The 15,674-nt window shown below is 41.8% G+C and carries 13 protein-coding genes and 1 pseudogene; 6 read left to right on the top strand and 8 right to left on the bottom strand.

The features are described 5' to 3' along the window. The first annotated feature begins 71 nt into the window (after window positions 1-71). Window positions 72-528, top strand: a pseudogene (locus tag NSTCB13_RS07180) (Fur family transcriptional regulator). A 131-nt stretch (window positions 529-659) separates the two neighbouring features. Here NSTCB13_RS07180 and NSTCB13_RS07175 read toward each other — a convergent pair. Further along, complete coding sequence (locus NSTCB13_RS07175) at window positions 660-1,790, bottom strand: peptidoglycan-binding domain-containing protein (protein WP_445628935.1); 1,131 nt, start codon at window positions 1,788-1,790, stop codon at window positions 660-662. Window positions 1,791-1,799: 9 nt separating this feature from the next. Beyond that, complete coding sequence (gene cobN / locus NSTCB13_RS07170) at window positions 1,800-6,086, bottom strand: cobaltochelatase subunit CobN (RefSeq protein ID WP_448271799.1); 4,287 nt, start codon at window positions 6,084-6,086, stop codon at window positions 1,800-1,802. Between the two features lie 94 nt (window positions 6,087-6,180). Between cobN and NSTCB13_RS07165 the strand changes: the two genes are divergently transcribed. Together NSTCB13_RS07165 and NSTCB13_RS07160 are read left to right on the top strand one after the other, a co-directional pair. Continuing rightward, the gene (locus NSTCB13_RS07165; protein WP_448271798.1) at window positions 6,181-6,522 is read left to right on the top strand and encodes a hypothetical protein; all 342 of its coding nucleotides are present in this window, start codon (window positions 6,181-6,183) and stop codon (window positions 6,520-6,522) included. Between the two features lie 109 nt (window positions 6,523-6,631). After that, window positions 6,632-8,386 (top strand): GAF domain-containing sensor histidine kinase, encoded by a 1,755-nt coding sequence (locus NSTCB13_RS07160; RefSeq protein WP_448271797.1) that lies wholly within the window; start codon window positions 6,632-6,634, stop codon window positions 8,384-8,386. Between the two features lie 169 nt (window positions 8,387-8,555). Here the strand turns inward: NSTCB13_RS07160 and NSTCB13_RS07155 are convergent, their stop codons facing one another. The 4 genes from NSTCB13_RS07155 to NSTCB13_RS07140 form a co-directional block, all read right to left on the bottom strand. Then, the gene (locus NSTCB13_RS07155) at window positions 8,556-8,762 is read right to left on the bottom strand and encodes a hypothetical protein (RefSeq protein WP_448271796.1); all 207 of its coding nucleotides are present in this window, start codon (window positions 8,760-8,762) and stop codon (window positions 8,556-8,558) included. A gap of 39 nt (window positions 8,763-8,801) precedes the next feature. Further along, window positions 8,802-9,179 carry a hypothetical protein gene (locus tag NSTCB13_RS07150; RefSeq protein ID WP_448271795.1) on the bottom strand — a complete coding sequence of 126 codons (378 nt, stop codon included), beginning with the start codon at window positions 9,177-9,179 and terminating at the stop codon, window positions 8,802-8,804. 388 nt (window positions 9,180-9,567) lie between these two features. Further along, a complete protein-coding gene (locus NSTCB13_RS07145) occupies window positions 9,568-10,398 on the bottom strand; it encodes an ATP-grasp domain-containing protein (protein WP_448271793.1) in 831 nt (276 codons plus the stop codon). Between the two features lie 129 nt (window positions 10,399-10,527). After that, the gene (locus NSTCB13_RS07140) at window positions 10,528-11,448 is read right to left on the bottom strand and encodes a hypothetical protein (protein WP_448271792.1); all 921 of its coding nucleotides are present in this window, start codon (window positions 11,446-11,448) and stop codon (window positions 10,528-10,530) included. Window positions 11,449-11,584: 136 nt separating this feature from the next. On the opposite strand from NSTCB13_RS07140, the gene NSTCB13_RS07135 reads away from it, so the two are divergent. Next, entirely contained in the window at window positions 11,585-12,502 is a 918-nt protein-coding gene (locus tag NSTCB13_RS07135; RefSeq protein ID WP_448271791.1) for a metallophosphoesterase family protein, read from the top strand. A 4-nt stretch (window positions 12,503-12,506) separates the two neighbouring features. Continuing rightward, window positions 12,507-13,040, top strand: coding sequence for a GAF domain-containing protein (locus NSTCB13_RS07130; RefSeq protein WP_448271790.1), 534 nt, complete (start codon window positions 12,507-12,509; stop codon window positions 13,038-13,040). Between the two features lie 106 nt (window positions 13,041-13,146). Here the strand turns inward: NSTCB13_RS07130 and NSTCB13_RS07125 are convergent, their stop codons facing one another. Further along, the gene (locus NSTCB13_RS07125; protein WP_448273146.1) at window positions 13,147-13,401 is read right to left on the bottom strand and encodes an ACP phosphodiesterase; all 255 of its coding nucleotides are present in this window, start codon (window positions 13,399-13,401) and stop codon (window positions 13,147-13,149) included. 179 nt (window positions 13,402-13,580) lie between these two features. After that, window positions 13,581-14,609, bottom strand: a complete 1,029-nt coding sequence (locus NSTCB13_RS07120) for a DMT family transporter (RefSeq protein ID WP_448271789.1) — start codon at window positions 14,607-14,609, stop codon at window positions 13,581-13,583. Between the two features lie 251 nt (window positions 14,610-14,860). On the opposite strand from NSTCB13_RS07120, the gene NSTCB13_RS07115 reads away from it, so the two are divergent. Beyond that, complete coding sequence (locus NSTCB13_RS07115; protein WP_448271788.1) at window positions 14,861-15,241, top strand: hypothetical protein; 381 nt, start codon at window positions 14,861-14,863, stop codon at window positions 15,239-15,241. Window positions 15,242-15,674: the final 433 nt, after the last annotated feature.

The following is a 15,674-nucleotide window of genomic DNA, read 5'->3' as shown; positions in this document are numbered from 1 at the left end:
AATGATTGTTGCAAATTGCTCCCAAGATTTGTTATATTCTCAACTAACAAGCTTTGTTGAGAACTATTAGTATGACTGTCTACACAACTACTTCACTCAAGGCAGAACTGAACGAACGAGGCTGGCGTTTAACTCCCCAGCGCGAAACAATTTTACACATTTTTCAAGAACTTCCGCAAGGCGAACATCTGAGTGCGGAGGATCTTTATCATCGGCTCGAAACTGATGGTGAAGGGATCAGTCTGTCAACTATTTATCGGACTTTGAAGTTGATGGCAAGGATGGGAATTTTAAGGGAATTAGAATTGGGCGAGGGACATAAGCATTATGAGATCAACCAGCCCTATCCCCACCATCACCATCACTTAATTTGTGTTCGGTGCAACTCAACTATTGAGTTTAAAAATGATTCAATTTTAAAAATTGGGTCAAAAACCGCTCAAAAAGAAGGTTTTCACCTCTTAGATTGTCAAATGACCATCCATGCAGTGTGTCCCCAAGTGCCAACGGGCGCTGATGCCGCTTTAGCACTTGGGTGAATAAATAAGACGAAACTACTCAAATTAACCAAATAAATGGAATCTGAGCAGTTCGTAATTTGCTGTTACTGGAGGCAAGCAACCAGTTGGGAACTGATACTAACGACACCAAAGCGGATGTTAAAAGCGTCCGCTCTTAAGATCCTTAAGACTAATCCCGTAGAATTCTTGGGCTTGTTTAATCGCTTTTTTGGTGTCATCTGCCATCACACCATTGAGCTTGCCTTTATAAAAACCTCGCTCCCGTAGTCGGGTTTGAATTTCTAAGGTATTAAATTCGCTTTTGCTAGTAGTATTAACTGAGCTATATAACTTAGCTCGCGTAGTTGGGCCAGCAACACCACTTGCTGCTAAGAAATTAGCCGCCTGAAATCTCTTTACAGCATCAGCAGTGTAAGGGCCATAGTAGCCATTTGGCTCTCCCTCTAAATATCCTGCCTGGATCAATTGTTCTTGAAGAATTCTAACTGGCTCACCGCGATCGCCTACACGAAGTTTGTCTCGATTGACTACCTTTGAGGGAGCCTCTTCTCCATCACCGATGCCAACTCCCGGCAATTTACTTAATGTTGCTGGGCCAACAACCCCATCAACGCTTAATTTGTAAGAATCTTGGAACCGCTTGACAGCTTCTTCGGTAATTGGGCCAAATATGCCTGTGGCGTTTCCGTAATAAAAGCCTGCGATTCTTAACTTTTCTTGCAAAGCTTTGACATCTTCGCCTTCATCCCCCTTAGTCAGGTAGTTGGGATTTCGGCGTTTACTGGTGGCTGAATTAGTAGTACTGGGCTTTTTGGCTTGTGCGCTTACAGCAGTGGTTCTTTGAGCTTGTGTAGCCCTATTTGTAGGCTTTTTCGCTTGCCAATTTTCTAATTTTTGCAGGGTGCTTGCTCCAACAATGCCGTCCACTGGTAAACCAGCGGCCTTTTGGAAGCGCCGCACAGCTTCTTGTGTGGATGCGTCATATACTTGGGTAACAGAAGATTGGTAAAAACCTGCTGTTCTCAATTTTTGTTGTAAATTTCTCACAGAAGGACCTCGATCGCCTTTTTCTAGTGCCATGACGCTGCTAACAGCGCCAAGAATAGATAAAGACAGAGCAAGGGGCAACATATACTTCCAAGCCCTACCTGAAAGCCTTTTCCAGTCTGGTGCAGCTGCGTCCTTAAACAAAGAACTGAGCCAGACCAATTCACTGGGTGTGCTGTCTTCGTAGGCGAAAGCTAGGTGCAAATACGCAAGATTCTCCATATTTGTTTCCTACACCATTGATTTTTCTTCGATAACTGCTTCAGCTTGATGTACTAGGTTTCTCAAAGCTTCTAATGTTCCTATATTTACATCCTCCCATAAATTGCGCTTGTGTGCTTCTAATAATTTTTCAGCAATATCACGCAGTGCGTAAGGGTTCTTTTGCTGAATAAATTCTACAACAACTGGATCGAGTAAATAAGCTTCCACTATGCCTTGATACATGTAATCTTCGACACATTTAGCGGTTGCATCGTAGGCAAATAGATAATCTACCGTCGCCGCCATTTCAAAGGCTCCCTTGTATCCGTGGCGCATGACTCCTGCAATCCACTTGGGATTAACTACGCGAGAACGATACACTCGTGCAATTTCTGCTTTCAGTTGGCGAACGCGTGGTTGGGTGGGTATAGAATTATCTCCAAAATAAGTTTGAGGATTTTTTCCCTGTAGAGAACGCACTGCCGCCGTTAAGCCACCCTGAAATTGGTAATAATCATCAGAATCGAGTAAATCGTGTTCGCGGTTGTCTTGATTGTGCAGGACAATTTGCATTTGAGACAAGCGTTGCTCGAAGGCTTCGGGAGAGGGGAGTGGGGAGTTAGGAGTTAGGAGTGAGGAGTTAGGTGTGGAAATTGGGGACTGGGAGTTAGGAAGAATTTCTCCTCCCCTGCTCCCACTTCGGCTACGCTCAGTGACCACCTGCCCCTCTGTTCCCACTTCGGCTACGCTCAGTGACCACCTGCTCCCCTGCTCCCCTGCCAAGTTTTCCGATGAATAGGCGTAAGAACTCCAGTTAATGTAGGCGCGGGCTAAATCTTCGTCATCTGTCCAGTTTTGCGATTCGATTAAACCTTGGAGTCCGGCGCCGTAAGCACCTGGGCGAGAACCAAAGATGCGATAGCGCGATCGCACCACGGCTGCTTCTAAAGTTAATCCTTGGCTTGTCCACAATTGAGTCTCTTGGCGAACTGCATCTGCTAGAGGATTTTGTTCTGGCGGTTCATCTAAATCTGCTACTGCTGATACTGCTTGAGCGAATAAGTCAATTAAGTTGGGAAACGCATCGCGGAAGAATCCCGAAATTCGCAAGGTGACATCTACACGGGGACGCCCCAAAATCGTTAAGGGTAAAATTTCAAAATCTACTACTCGCCGTGCTGCACCATCCCATACTGGTTGGACTCCAAGTAAAGCTAAGGCTTCGGCTATATCATCACCGCCTGTTCTCATAGTGGCTGTGCCCCACAATGATAAGCCTAGTGTTTTGGGATACTCGCCATGTTCTTGAGTGTAATATTCTACAAGAGTTTCAGCAGCTTTTCTGCCGATATCCCAAGCTGTCTCTGTGGGAATGGCGCGAATATCGACAGAATAAAAGTTTCTTCCTGTTGGGAGAACTTCCGGGCGGCCGCGTGTGGGTGCGCCAGATGCAGCGCTGGGGACATATCCGCCATCGAGTCCGTGTATTAAATGCGTGATTTCTTCGTGGGTTTGTTGTAAAGCTGGAAGCAGGCGATCGCGTATCCAGGTCGAGACGCGATGAATTGCGTCTCCCCCGCTAGCACAGACGCGATGAATCGCGTCTCTACAAGATTTCTCAATTCTGAATTCTGAGTCCTGATTTATTAGCTGTTCTACTAAAAGGGCGGCGTGTTCTTCTAGGGCTTCGACGATATCGCCGAGGGTACGGCATTGTGTACCGTTGACTATTGAGTATTCAGTGCTAGGCATTGACAAATCGGCTGTGAGGGGATCGAAATCTAGTCCCCAATCTTGAGCGATCGCACGGGTAATACCTGGAGAATGGCGATTGGGGATACGAGCGATCGCTACTATTAAATCCCTTAATTGTCGTCCTTGGGGACATTGCCCAAAAATGTGCAAGCCATCGCGGATTTGGGCTTCTTTCAATTCACAAAGATAACCACCTATGGAATTCAAAACCAGAGATTCGGAATTAAAAATTTCTGTTTCATTTTGGATTCCTAAATCTAGATGGAGATTTTCTTTGATTACCAGTTCGTGGATGCGATCGCGAATTACTGGCAAACGCGAAGGATCTAAACTGTCGGCTTCATAATACTCATCAATTAAATTTTCTAACTGTTGCAAAGAACCGTAGAGTTCTGCGCGAGTCATTGGCGGCGTGAGGTGATCTATAATCACCGCTTGGGCGCGACGTTTGGCTTGGGAACCTTCACCAGGATCGTTGACAATAAATGGGTACAGGTGGGGAAGTGCGCCGAAGGCTACTTCTGGATAACAATTACTCGATAAAGCCACACTTTTACCCGGTAGCCATTCTAGATTTCCGTGTTTTCCCACATGAACTACAGCATCAGCACCAAAAGTTTCTCTAACCCAATAGTAGAAAGCTAAATAAGCATGAGTTGGTTCTAAATCCGGCGCATGATAATTCAAACTGGGGTCATTATCATAACCCCTTGCTGGCTGAATTCCTACGAAGATGTTGCCGAGTTGAATTCCGGGAACGGGAATTGGGGATTGGGTATTGGGTATTGGGGATTGGGCATGAAGAAGAGACAAGGGAGACAAGGAGGAGGGGGGAGACTTGGGAGAGATTTGTTCAATAATTCCCCTTGTCTCCTTGTCCCCCTTGTCCCCCTTGTCCCTCTTGTCCCCATACCCCATTCCCCACCTTTCACTAATACCTTGCTGAACTGCTGGCGGTAATGAAGCGAAATATTCTTGGTATTCTTCCCAAGAGACGCTTTGGTGTACCGGAAGCGATTCTCTACCTTCTGGATCGTTGGTTACACCATCTGTCAGCCGTTGAATCAACTCGTCTCCTTGAGCAGGTGGATTTTCTACTTCATAGCCAGCTTGACGTAAAGCTTGCAGGATTTCTACACAACTTGCTGGGGTGTCGAGTCCCACACCATTGGCGAGGCGGCCATTGCGGTTGGGGTAGTTTGCCAGAATTAAGGCAATTCGCCGTTCTTGGGGTGGTTTGGAACGTAGACGCGCCCAATTTGCTGCTAGTTTAGCAACGAACTCGATGCGATCGCTCACTGGTTCATAAATTACCACATCTGTTTCTAAATGGGGATTACGAGTTTGCAAGGCTTTAAAAGACACAGCACAAGTAATAATCCGTCCATCTACTTCTGGTAGCGCCACATTCATCCCAATATCGCGGGGAGAAAGCCCTTGAAATTGTGACTCCCACTGCTCAATCGATCCGCCACTGAGGATTACCTGCAACACAGGCACATCTAATTTTTGCCAAAGTTCAGTTTGGGGTGTTTCACTTTCCAAGCGTGCTAGAGAAAAACTGGTGGTATTTAGCAGCACAGCGATTGATTCGGCTTCTTTGGGTTGGAAAAATTCACTCAACTCAACTTGCACATCTGGTTCGCGCAATGAGGAAACAAATACTGGTACTGGTTGTAAATTTTTCTGTGCCAATGCTTCGCATAAAGCATCAATTACTTTAGTATTCCCCGCTAAATAATGAGCGCGGTAGAAAAGGATGCCGATTTTGGGGATTGGGGATTGGGGATTGGGGACAAGGGGACAAGGGGACGAGGTGGATTCATCCAGTTCAAAGGTGGATGAACGAGTATCTGAGGTGGATTCATCCAGTTCAAAGGTGGATGAACGAGTATCTGAGGTGGATTCATCCAGTTCAAAGGTGGATGAACGAGTATCTGAGGTGGATTCATCCAGTTCAAAGGTGGATGAATGAAGTTCTAACTCTCCTCTGCTCCCCTGCTCCCCTGCTCCCCATTCATACAATCCGACGCGCGGAATCGGCTGAGGTAGTGCAGGATTATATGCAGTTAATAAGCAACTATCGGAGATAAATTGCAGAGCATTAACGAAATTTTCCACGCCGCCTTCGCTAAAATACTGCCATACCTGGTTAACAATAGCCAAGGGCACGGTAGACTGGGAAATTAAATCGGGATCGAAAGCGTCATCCCCTGGCATTACAATGAGGGTTCTACCATTTCGTTGCACAATTTCTTGCACTACTTCTAAGCCATAACCCCAGTAAGAGCGTCCTCCTAACAGGCGCAAAATAATTACTTGGGCATGTTCTAAAACTTGCTCTCCATAAGTATCTATGCTTAATTGTTGCTGCAACTGCAACAGGTTGGCGACTCTTAATGCCGGAAAGCTTGGGGGTAACTTTGTCACCGCAGCTGCTAAGGTTTGAATGTCAGTATCAGCAGCCGTAATCAAGACAAAAGGCGCGGGAGTTTGTTCTAAAAAAATTATACCTTCTGACTGATTCCATCCACCCGATGTGCTACTTATACGATGCATAATCCTGTGTTACCGTTTTAAGTTATTGGTTAGTACATAATCAAAACAAACTTTTTTCCCTGGATTGTGCCCTCTCTTACCAAAATGACTGAAAATGCTTAGTTCTCCTGATTTGAGCTTTTCTCGAACCTTGCCTATTGTTGTATTTAATCAGCTTGGGGAGTTGTTAGAACAGATGGCTCAAACGGTGGGAAGTGCCGTTTTGATACTGACTGAAGCTGCGTTGGCGCGGATTTACATCCCTGTGGAGTGGCAAAGGCAAAGGTTTACATTAGTGGTTTCTGAGCAGTTTAGTGCGCTCTTGGTAGGAACATTTGAGGAGGGGCAAGGGAGCAGGGAGGCAGGGGAGCATACTTCGACTACGCCCTTCGACGCCGCTCAGGCTAAACTCAGTAACCAGGGGAGCAGGGGGGCAGGGGAGCAGGTGGGTCACTGAGCGTAGCCGAAGTGGGGGCAGGGGAGCAGGGGAGCAAGAAATTCATTCAGAACTGGGCACTCAGCACGGGCTAAACGCCCTGCTACCGCTAACAGAAATCAATGCTCAGTTGACGTTTAATTTGGAGGCGATCGCTTCTTTTGTCTACGAGTTGAGAAACTTGTTTGAGTGCGATTCTTATACTCACCAAAATCTCGAACGTTATCAGCAAATCATTAAACCCAATGATGCCAAGCTCCAAAGTCAATTCACGCTGTTGTTATTAGAATATCTCCTCACTCAGCCAAACCAAGAAATAATAGCATCTCCCAGCCCAATTGGGCCAGCAGTTTATATCTGTCAGCCAGTGGAAGATGCTTTAAAAAAACAGATTTCCCAAGAGCGGTTGTTAAATCAGGTAACAACACAGATCCGCAAAAGCCTGGATTTGTCGGTCATTATGGCAACGGCAATTACACAGGTGCGTGAGTTTTTGGAATTAGACAGATTAGTAATTTATAAATTTGCAGCTTCTCAAGTAAATACTCAACCATACCAGTCTGATACTATTCCCTTCAATGAAACGGCACTGACAACAGACATGGAACCATCGGTTAGGGAACCTGCCGAAATCTATTTTTCTCTACACGAAAACCACAATGGACACTCGCCTTTTATATCAACAAATAATCAACCTCTACTAAGAGACTGCCAAAAGTATGGAGGTTATATTGTCTATGAAGCTCGTGCTACAGATGCTATTACATCGGTGTTGAATTACACGGAAAAAAATTGCTTTATCCGAACCTCTCAGTGTTGGGAGAAGTATCAGCAAGGTTTTACCTTAGCTGTGGATGATGTCGAAAAAACTTATGCTCTAGAAGAATGTTTATTGAATTTTTTAAGGGAATGCCAAGTTAGGGCTAAGTTCGCTGCACCGATTATGTTTGAGGATAAACTGTGGGGATTGCTGATTGCTCATCAGTGCGATCGCCCACACCAATGGAATGATAGCGAAAAAAGCTTGCTGGTTGCGATCGCAGAACAATTAGCGATCGCGATTCACCAAGCTGAGTTAATGCAAACTCTCACCCAAGAAAAACAAAATCTCGAACAACGAGTTATTGAGCGGACAATGGCCCTGCGTGATGCTTTACTCGCGGCTGAAGCTGCTAGCCGGATTAGAAGTGAGTTTCTCGCTACTATCAGTCATGAATTGCTCACGCCTTTAACTTATGTGATTGGGATGTCTTCGACGTTATTACGCTGGCCTTTGGGTGAATTGAGCCAACGACAACGCGGTTATCTGCAAACCATCCACGACAGTGGAGAACATTTATTAGAAATGATTAATGATATCCTCGATTTATCGCAAATCGAGGCTGGTAAGACAGCTTTAAATATTTCGGAATTTTCTTTAGTAAATGTTGCCGAAAATGCTGTAAAATCGCTGCAAAAAAAAGCAGCGAGCGAACAAATTAATCTCATACTTGATTTGCAAATCGATCCCAGGTGCGATCGCTTTATCGGCGATGCCAAACGAGTAGAACAAATTCTTTGGAATCTGTTAACTAACGCGATTAAATTCACCCCTGAAAGTGGCAGTGTTACTTTACGTCTTTGGGTGGAAGATAATACCGCTATTTTTCAAGTAGAAGATACCGGAATTGGCATTCCTGAAGAACAATTACCATTACTGTTTGAGAAATTTCAGCAACTCGATACACCCTATCGCCGCCGCTACGAAGGCACTGGGTTGGGATTGGCTTTAACTAAACAACTCGTGGAACTTCATCGGGGTCGAATTGAAGTAGAATCAACTGTAAGTATCGGCTCGATTTTTACTGTATGGATACCAACTCAGGCAATGAGAGTGGGGAGTTAGAAATTAAGAGTTAGGAGTTTGGAGTTTTACTCTCCAACGCTACAAGGTTTAGGATTAGGGGTTAGGTCTGTATTGGACTCAACTGCAAACCGATATATTAGCTAATCAAAGTAGTGAATTTTGGTATTTATGAAAATATTAGTGTTTTGAATATGTCTTCCTAGAACGCCTATTCTAATTTTAAGACTGCTAGGAGAATTCGCATTAGTTCTTCTAAATCTTCTGGAACTCTATAACTATTAATTGCTAATTCAAAATATTTGTTTGCTCTATCTAATCTAGCAAACTGCCATATCTTACCTGTAGTTACAGAACCGATCAAAATAGGTTGCTCTGTAATTGCAGGAGATTCTTCCCACCGATCTAACGCTATCATTTCGGCAACTAATTGAGTGAATCCTCTAGTTAAATCTTCCTATTTAGCTTCAACTACTAACAATTGATTTGTTTTATAAGTTCTAATTAGATCATCTAAATTTCCCTGAAGTAGATTAGAAACTTTGATGCCAAATTCAATTCTAATCTGAACATTTGTATAATGAATTAACTCTAAGACTACCTTAGATATTATTACTTCTCCTCTTGCCAACTCCGTAGTTAAAGGTACATAAGGCAGTACTTCAGTAATTCTATCTCTTAGTTCAGCTAACCTATCTAACTCTCCTTGATATAGTGGTAATATTAAATTAACTAGAACTAACTGATACCCGAAATAATCAGCTAAGTCTTCTGAATAATAACCATTTTCAAAATACTTATTAAAGGTATAATTTTGATTAGGATCTAACTTCACTTGATACACCTCTACTTTCTAAAAACTCTATCTGCTTGCAGTCACACAAGAGGGTTAAGCTTACGTGGCTGACGTAAATATGAGTTATGCAGACCCAATACTGCTCGGTTAAAGGGAAAAGGGTAAGGGGAAAAGGAGTAGAAGGCTCGATATATAAGGTTTTTCCCTTTTAACATGAGTCCCTTTCCCCAAAACCCGATAAGTATTAGGATGCAGACCTTGGACATTGCTCTGGCGATGTCTACGATGGTCACTGACTTGTACTGAGCGCAGTCGAAGTAGCCTTGTCGTACCCCTCCGGGAAGCAAGGCTACGCAAAGCGTCTCCAAGAGTTGTGCAGGCTACGCCTACACTTAAATTCATACTTTAATTATGCAATGCCAATTTTTTATTTTGAGGCTAGACTAATTAGCATTTTTTCAAAAATTTTCAACACATGCTCCTCTCCATTGTCTCTAATAAAAATGCCAAAATTGGGGTGAGAATTGATTTCAATTAACCAATATTGATTATCTCGATCTAATACGATATCAAAACCACCATAATCAAGGTCTAATTCTTCAAAAACTGGTTGAGCAAAATTAGCAATTTCTGACAGTATTTGTGGATCGTTGATATACTTGGCTTTCGCACCATCCCAGTGTAGAGGACTGAGATTACCGACAAATTTTGCATCAGTTATATCTTTTTCATAGAGCAGAACCAACTCTTTATTTAAGAAAACGGCTCTATATTCAGATTTGATCTGAATAAATTCTTGAGCAAGAGCAATGTAATCATACTTATGATTGATACTAAAAATTTCTTTTAAAGCAGTTTCAATTTCCTTTATATTTTTACATAAAAAGACATTATGTCCGCTTGCACCAGAATTTCTTTTAATAATCACTGGCGTTTCAAAGTTTTCTTTTATTTCCAATACGATATCTTGAATAGTTGGAAATTTTAAGTAAATCTTATATTTGGTGTCACAAAAAGGGGAAAGAAAACCCACCGTCTGAGGAAGTTTAACTTTTTTATTTAAAACATGATAAGTATATTCTTTGTCTTTGAGCAGGTGTGCTACTGCTTGATTAAGTAAGGGAGTGCTATAGTTACAAAAATAATGCTGTTTAGTATTCAATTTTATTTTGACTAAATTTTCCGAAGGATGAAAAATTTCATAGCTGACATTTAAATTTTCACAAGCTTTCAGCAAGAGCGAAACATTGTCTAACATAAATACTTAAAGTTAAACTCCAAATTACGAATTACAAACTTGTACTGAGCGACTTGCCCTCTTGGTAGTCGTCAAGCCTGCGGCATAGCTACGCTTCGGGCGCAGCCTCTCCAAGAGTTGTATTACGAATTACGATGTTGTTTGCCGTTTAAAAATTACTATTTCAGTCCCAACAACCGGGTTACGAGCTATCAGCGTATTTTGGGAATCGAGAATTTCTAAATGAGTAAAATCAAGTTCTTGAGAGCGTCGTAATATCTCCCCAGCTAGTTTGTCTTGCTGAGATTCATTGAGAGTGTACCAATCATTACTAATTTGGACAGTCAAGTTACTGGTACGGAAGTTAGCTTGAATTGACTTTATCAGACCAGAGGCAACGCGATCGCTAATTTCAGCGACCTGATTTTCAATAGCCGCAATCAAAGCTTGTTCAGGTGTCAATTCTATGATGGGTGTAGGCGTTGGCGTTGGTGTTGGGATTGGCGTTGGCGTAGGAATTGGTTCTGGTTCTGGTTCTGATTCTGGTTCCGGTGTTGGTGTAATTTGTGCTTCTGGTGGCGTAATTTGTACTTCTGGCGGCGTAATTTCCTCTGTTGGCTGTGGTTCTGGTACGACTGATTCCGGTGGAGTAGTTATCGTTGGTGTTGGTATCGGAACCTCTTCAACTGGGGGAACAGTTGCTATTTCCGTAGGTTTCCCAGTAAAAATAGTCGTAGTTGTCCAAACGAGAATTACAGCAATTCCAGTTACAATTCCTGTCAAAGCTGTATCTGATAACTTTGTTGACAAATTTGATGGTAAAAACAAGCGGATTGTCCTTAATAGTCCACCCCACCACAACTGAAGCTGCTGAAAAAAACCTGGTTTTTCCTCACTACCAGGTGGGGATGCTGTCTCCAGTTTTTCCACCGTTACTTCTAAAACCCCAATCGTCCCTTGGAGAAGTTGGATAATTTTAGCCTTCCAAAATGGCTGAACTCTCTGGTAAGGTTTTTGGGGAGGTTGAGTTATCTGCTCATTCGTCGGTTTTGACTGATTGTCTTGTGACATGGAACTTTCACCAAAAGCAGCGAATCAAAGACAAACAACGTACATTATTACTGGTGCTGCCTTCTTTTGCATTAATGTATCACTTCATTGCTCAAAGTTTTCCGCTAAACTGACTATTTATTAAATTTGGTGAGTTATGAACCTGAAACGCCGTCAATTTTTATTTTTAAGTAGCTTCAGCGCCATTGGTACAGGATTTTTAGCCTGGATGTTTACTCATCAAAATTATCAAAGTGCTGATATTAGCGATTCAACAACAGCTATAGCCGCCAACCCAGCCAAAAAAGACTTGTTATTACGTTTTGTGTCTGTAGCAGATACGGGAACAGGGGCTAAGGGACAGTATGCTGTGGCTAGAGCGATGAATGCATATCACAAACAAAATCCTTATGATTTAGTCGTTTTAGCTGGAGATAACATTTACAATAACGGCGAAATTGAGAAAATTAATGCAGTTTTTGAGCGTCCTTATCAACCTTTGCTGAAACAAGGTGTTAAATTTCAGGCTTGTTTAGGCAATCACGATATTCGTACTGATAATGGCGATCCACAAGTCAAGTATGCTGGCTTTAATATGAAGGGACGTTACTATACATTTCGCCGGGGAACTGTGCAATTTTTTGCTTTGGATACTAACAGTAATGCTGATTGGAAAAACCAGCTAAGTTGGTTAGAAAGAGAATTAAGTTTTAGCAATGCTCCTTGGAAAGTGGTGTTTGGTCATCATCCGATTTATTCATCGGGTCAATATGGGAATAATCCAGATTTTATTAAAACTTTTACTCCCCTATTTCAAAAATACGGCGTTCAACTTTACATCAATGGCCACGAGCATAATTATGAACGCACTCGTGCTATTGATGGTACAACTTACTTAATTTGTGGTGCGGGTGCTGGCAATCGTCCTGTAGGGCGTTCTGAGTGGACAGGGTATTCTACCAGTGATTTAAGTTTTGCTTCTTATGAAGTGTATAAAGATAGAATAGAAATAAGTGCGATCGCTACTAATAATCGCGTTTTTGATAAAGGGATTATTCAATTAAAATCAGCTTAATTATATGACTCAGCCAGAACTTCCTTCTGCACTCAAAAATATTGTAGAATCATCTCAAACACCGGATGCTATATTTTCTGCACTGTTGCCAGCCGTAGGCGATTTTTTACAGTCCGACAGATGTTTTCTATACCTGCACAATCCCCAAAATGACCTTGGTAGAGTTGCCTTTTGTTGGGTTCGCACTCCAGATATACCTACTGTTTATAATGAAGAATGGGCAGCACAACCCCCAACTTTAGTAGATGATGATCCGATGTTTGCTGCTGCACTACGTGCTAAACCTTCAATATTTGTCGAAGATGTAGAAACTGCTGATTCTCAGGTTTTAAATCGGGAATTTGAACAGAAGTATTTTGGACATCGCGCCCTTATTCATGCCCATATCCGCCAGGATGGACAACTCTGGGGAATTTTACAACCATGCATTTTTGGTCATCCCAGAATTTGGACTGAATATGAACGAGGCGTGATTAATAATCTTGTGGAAAAAATTACGCCTATTGCGGTTGATTATGTCAAGTCTGCTTTTAATTAGCTGAGTATAGCTGACAATACAAATTATTTGTATAGCTCATTAAATCGCAGAAAAAATCTAAAAAGTTTGATTCTAATTGTTGATAATTAGATAATAAATCTTCTATTCAAGATTTTATATCATTTTCTCTTTTCACTCTAGCTGATATTCTCTTTAGAGCATTTTCAACTGCGGCAACCTCCCTATATGATGTAAGCCAGTCTTGAGAAATCATACTAGGAAGAATAAGTTTTAATGATTCAGGCAATAAATCTTGATTAGTTTGTAATAGTTTATAAACATGTTGCGAAAAAAGGAATAATTCAGTGTTTGAATATTCATACCAATTTTTAACTAAAAAATGGCCATAAAATAAATCAATTTATGAAGTGTATAAAGATAGAATAGAAGTAAGTGCGATCGCTACTAATAATCGCGTTTTTGATAAAGGGATTATTCAATTAAAATCAGCTTAGTTATATGACTCAGCCAGAACTTACTTGTGCGATCGCCAATATTTTAGGGGAGATGAGAGAGAAATAACTTCTGACTCGGCACTTTTCAGATCCCTTTAAATCCCATACCTTGTTCTACTTGAGTTGCAACTTTACGAGAAATCTGAAAACGAATACCAACTTGGGCCAGGAATATTCCAGCTAAAATCAAGCTACCACCGATATATTGAGCAAAGGTCGGGACTTCACCCAATACCAAATAAGCTGCGAAAATTCCCACAATTGGAGTAAAAGAGCCAGCTAAAGAAGCCGTTGACACGGTAGAAGCTCTCAAGCCTTTGAGCCAAAATGATTGACCTAAAACCACAATCACAGCAGCATAAACAAGCATCCACTGCCACAGGAAAGGTGAAAATACATCCATAAAGTGGTCGCTGCCATAGAGAATTAAAGCAGTAAAGAAAAATATTACAGTTCCTAGAGCAGTACGAAAGATACTAAAAATTCCTGCTGGGATATCGGAAAGCCATTCTTTAATAATAATCGTTGAAACTACTGAAGCCACGGCTGCGATCGCCGCCAATAATTCCCCAATACCTAATTTTAAAACACCCATATCGATCGCAGTCATCTGTGAGGGTTGTAGGAGAATAGTTAGGGTAACACCGACAAATGCAGCGATCGCTCCTACAACTTCCCAACGATTTACCCGTTCCCTCAGTAACCAGACTGATAAAGCCATAGCCAGAGGTGGTTCCAAGCGTCCAATCAAAATAATATTGTTCACCCCTGTTAATGCTAATGCCTGAAAAATTAAGCCAGGGACAAGCGCTCCTGATAAAATAGCTACTGCTATCAGCGCCAACCAATCTTTCTTTGACAGTTGTTGCAAAGCTTTTTTGTTCCACTGTCGCCGATAAATAGGTAACATAACTATCAAGGCACATAAATTCCCTACGAATAAAACATTACATAAAGAAATCGGATTTCGACCATCCATGAAATGTTGAGCGCCAATTTGTGTCAACTTGCGGGTAACTGCACTCGAAGCTCCAAAAATCAAAATTGCTAGCCAGAGATAGGTTTGACCGGGAATTTTATAAATAAAAGAATGCCATCTTTTCGGTCTACTCATAATAATACTGCTGCAAAAAATACTCTTTACTATACTCTGCTAACTTGGGTAATTTAAGGTGAGATGAATCTGAGAAAACACTTAAAGCAGGCTGAGATTGAAAACATCACGCTTTCCTGAGAATCTGCTGAGTCTAAACTAAGTTTTTCTAAGGGATAAATTCAGACAATTACTAGATTGGTTTCACTTGAACTTCAGTAGCAGATGAGATGCTTTAGTTCATCGGGAAACTTCAACACAAGGAAAAACAAATGAAAATTGCTTCTTCTCTGCTCACAGGTGTTGCTCTTGTTGGTATGCTAACAGTTTGGGATGTTCCACTTAAAATTGTCAGTCCTTCACTGGTGCAAGCATCAGCCGCAGAAAAGAAAGATGTTACAGGTTTGACTACTCAACAAAAGATTGATTTGGTCATCAAGCATAAAGGTCAGTTTGGTGGTGGTGATGAACTACGTCGTTTCTTTTTTGGCGATCTTGAACCGCTAGGTATTCAACCTGGTGGTGCAGGTATGGTGGTTAATCTTTACAATAAAGCCAATAATGTCACCTTTTCATACTGTTCTACTTTTGATGTAATAGTTGCGGTTAAAAAAGGTAAAGTAACAAAGTTTGAGGCTGATGAGGTCAAGTAATCCTTAGTTACAAGTAGGTAGGGCTATTTCCTTATCATCTAGCCCGCCTTAGAATTTATTCTGAAGCTAATAGCACTCATTCGTCTAAAGACGATTAATAAAGGCTTTTAATCCACCAAGCGTGGACTTGGGCTATGAGCCGCAAAACTTTAGTTCTGGGCGGTTTGTGTTTAGAACGAAATAACCCTGATAAATAGGTAGACAAAAATAATTTAAACCTCGTCTACCTTGAAAACCGTAGTTTTGTAGGTTGGGTGCAGCGATAGCGTAACCCAACATAAAATTTGGTGGTAATGTTGGGTTGCGTTTCACTCCACCCAACCTACAAAAATATATTTTTTAAAAAACTCTAGGTTTCAACATAGATGAGGTTTAAGAGGAATTCAGGGGCGTCTTTGGCTTTGCTCCTGAATCCTGAATTCTGTTCGATAAA

It is taken from the genome of Nostoc sp. DSM 114160, assembly GCF_053470305.1.
The sequence above is the reverse complement of the archived record's forward strand: the minus strand, read 5'-3'. Positions and strand labels throughout refer to the sequence as shown.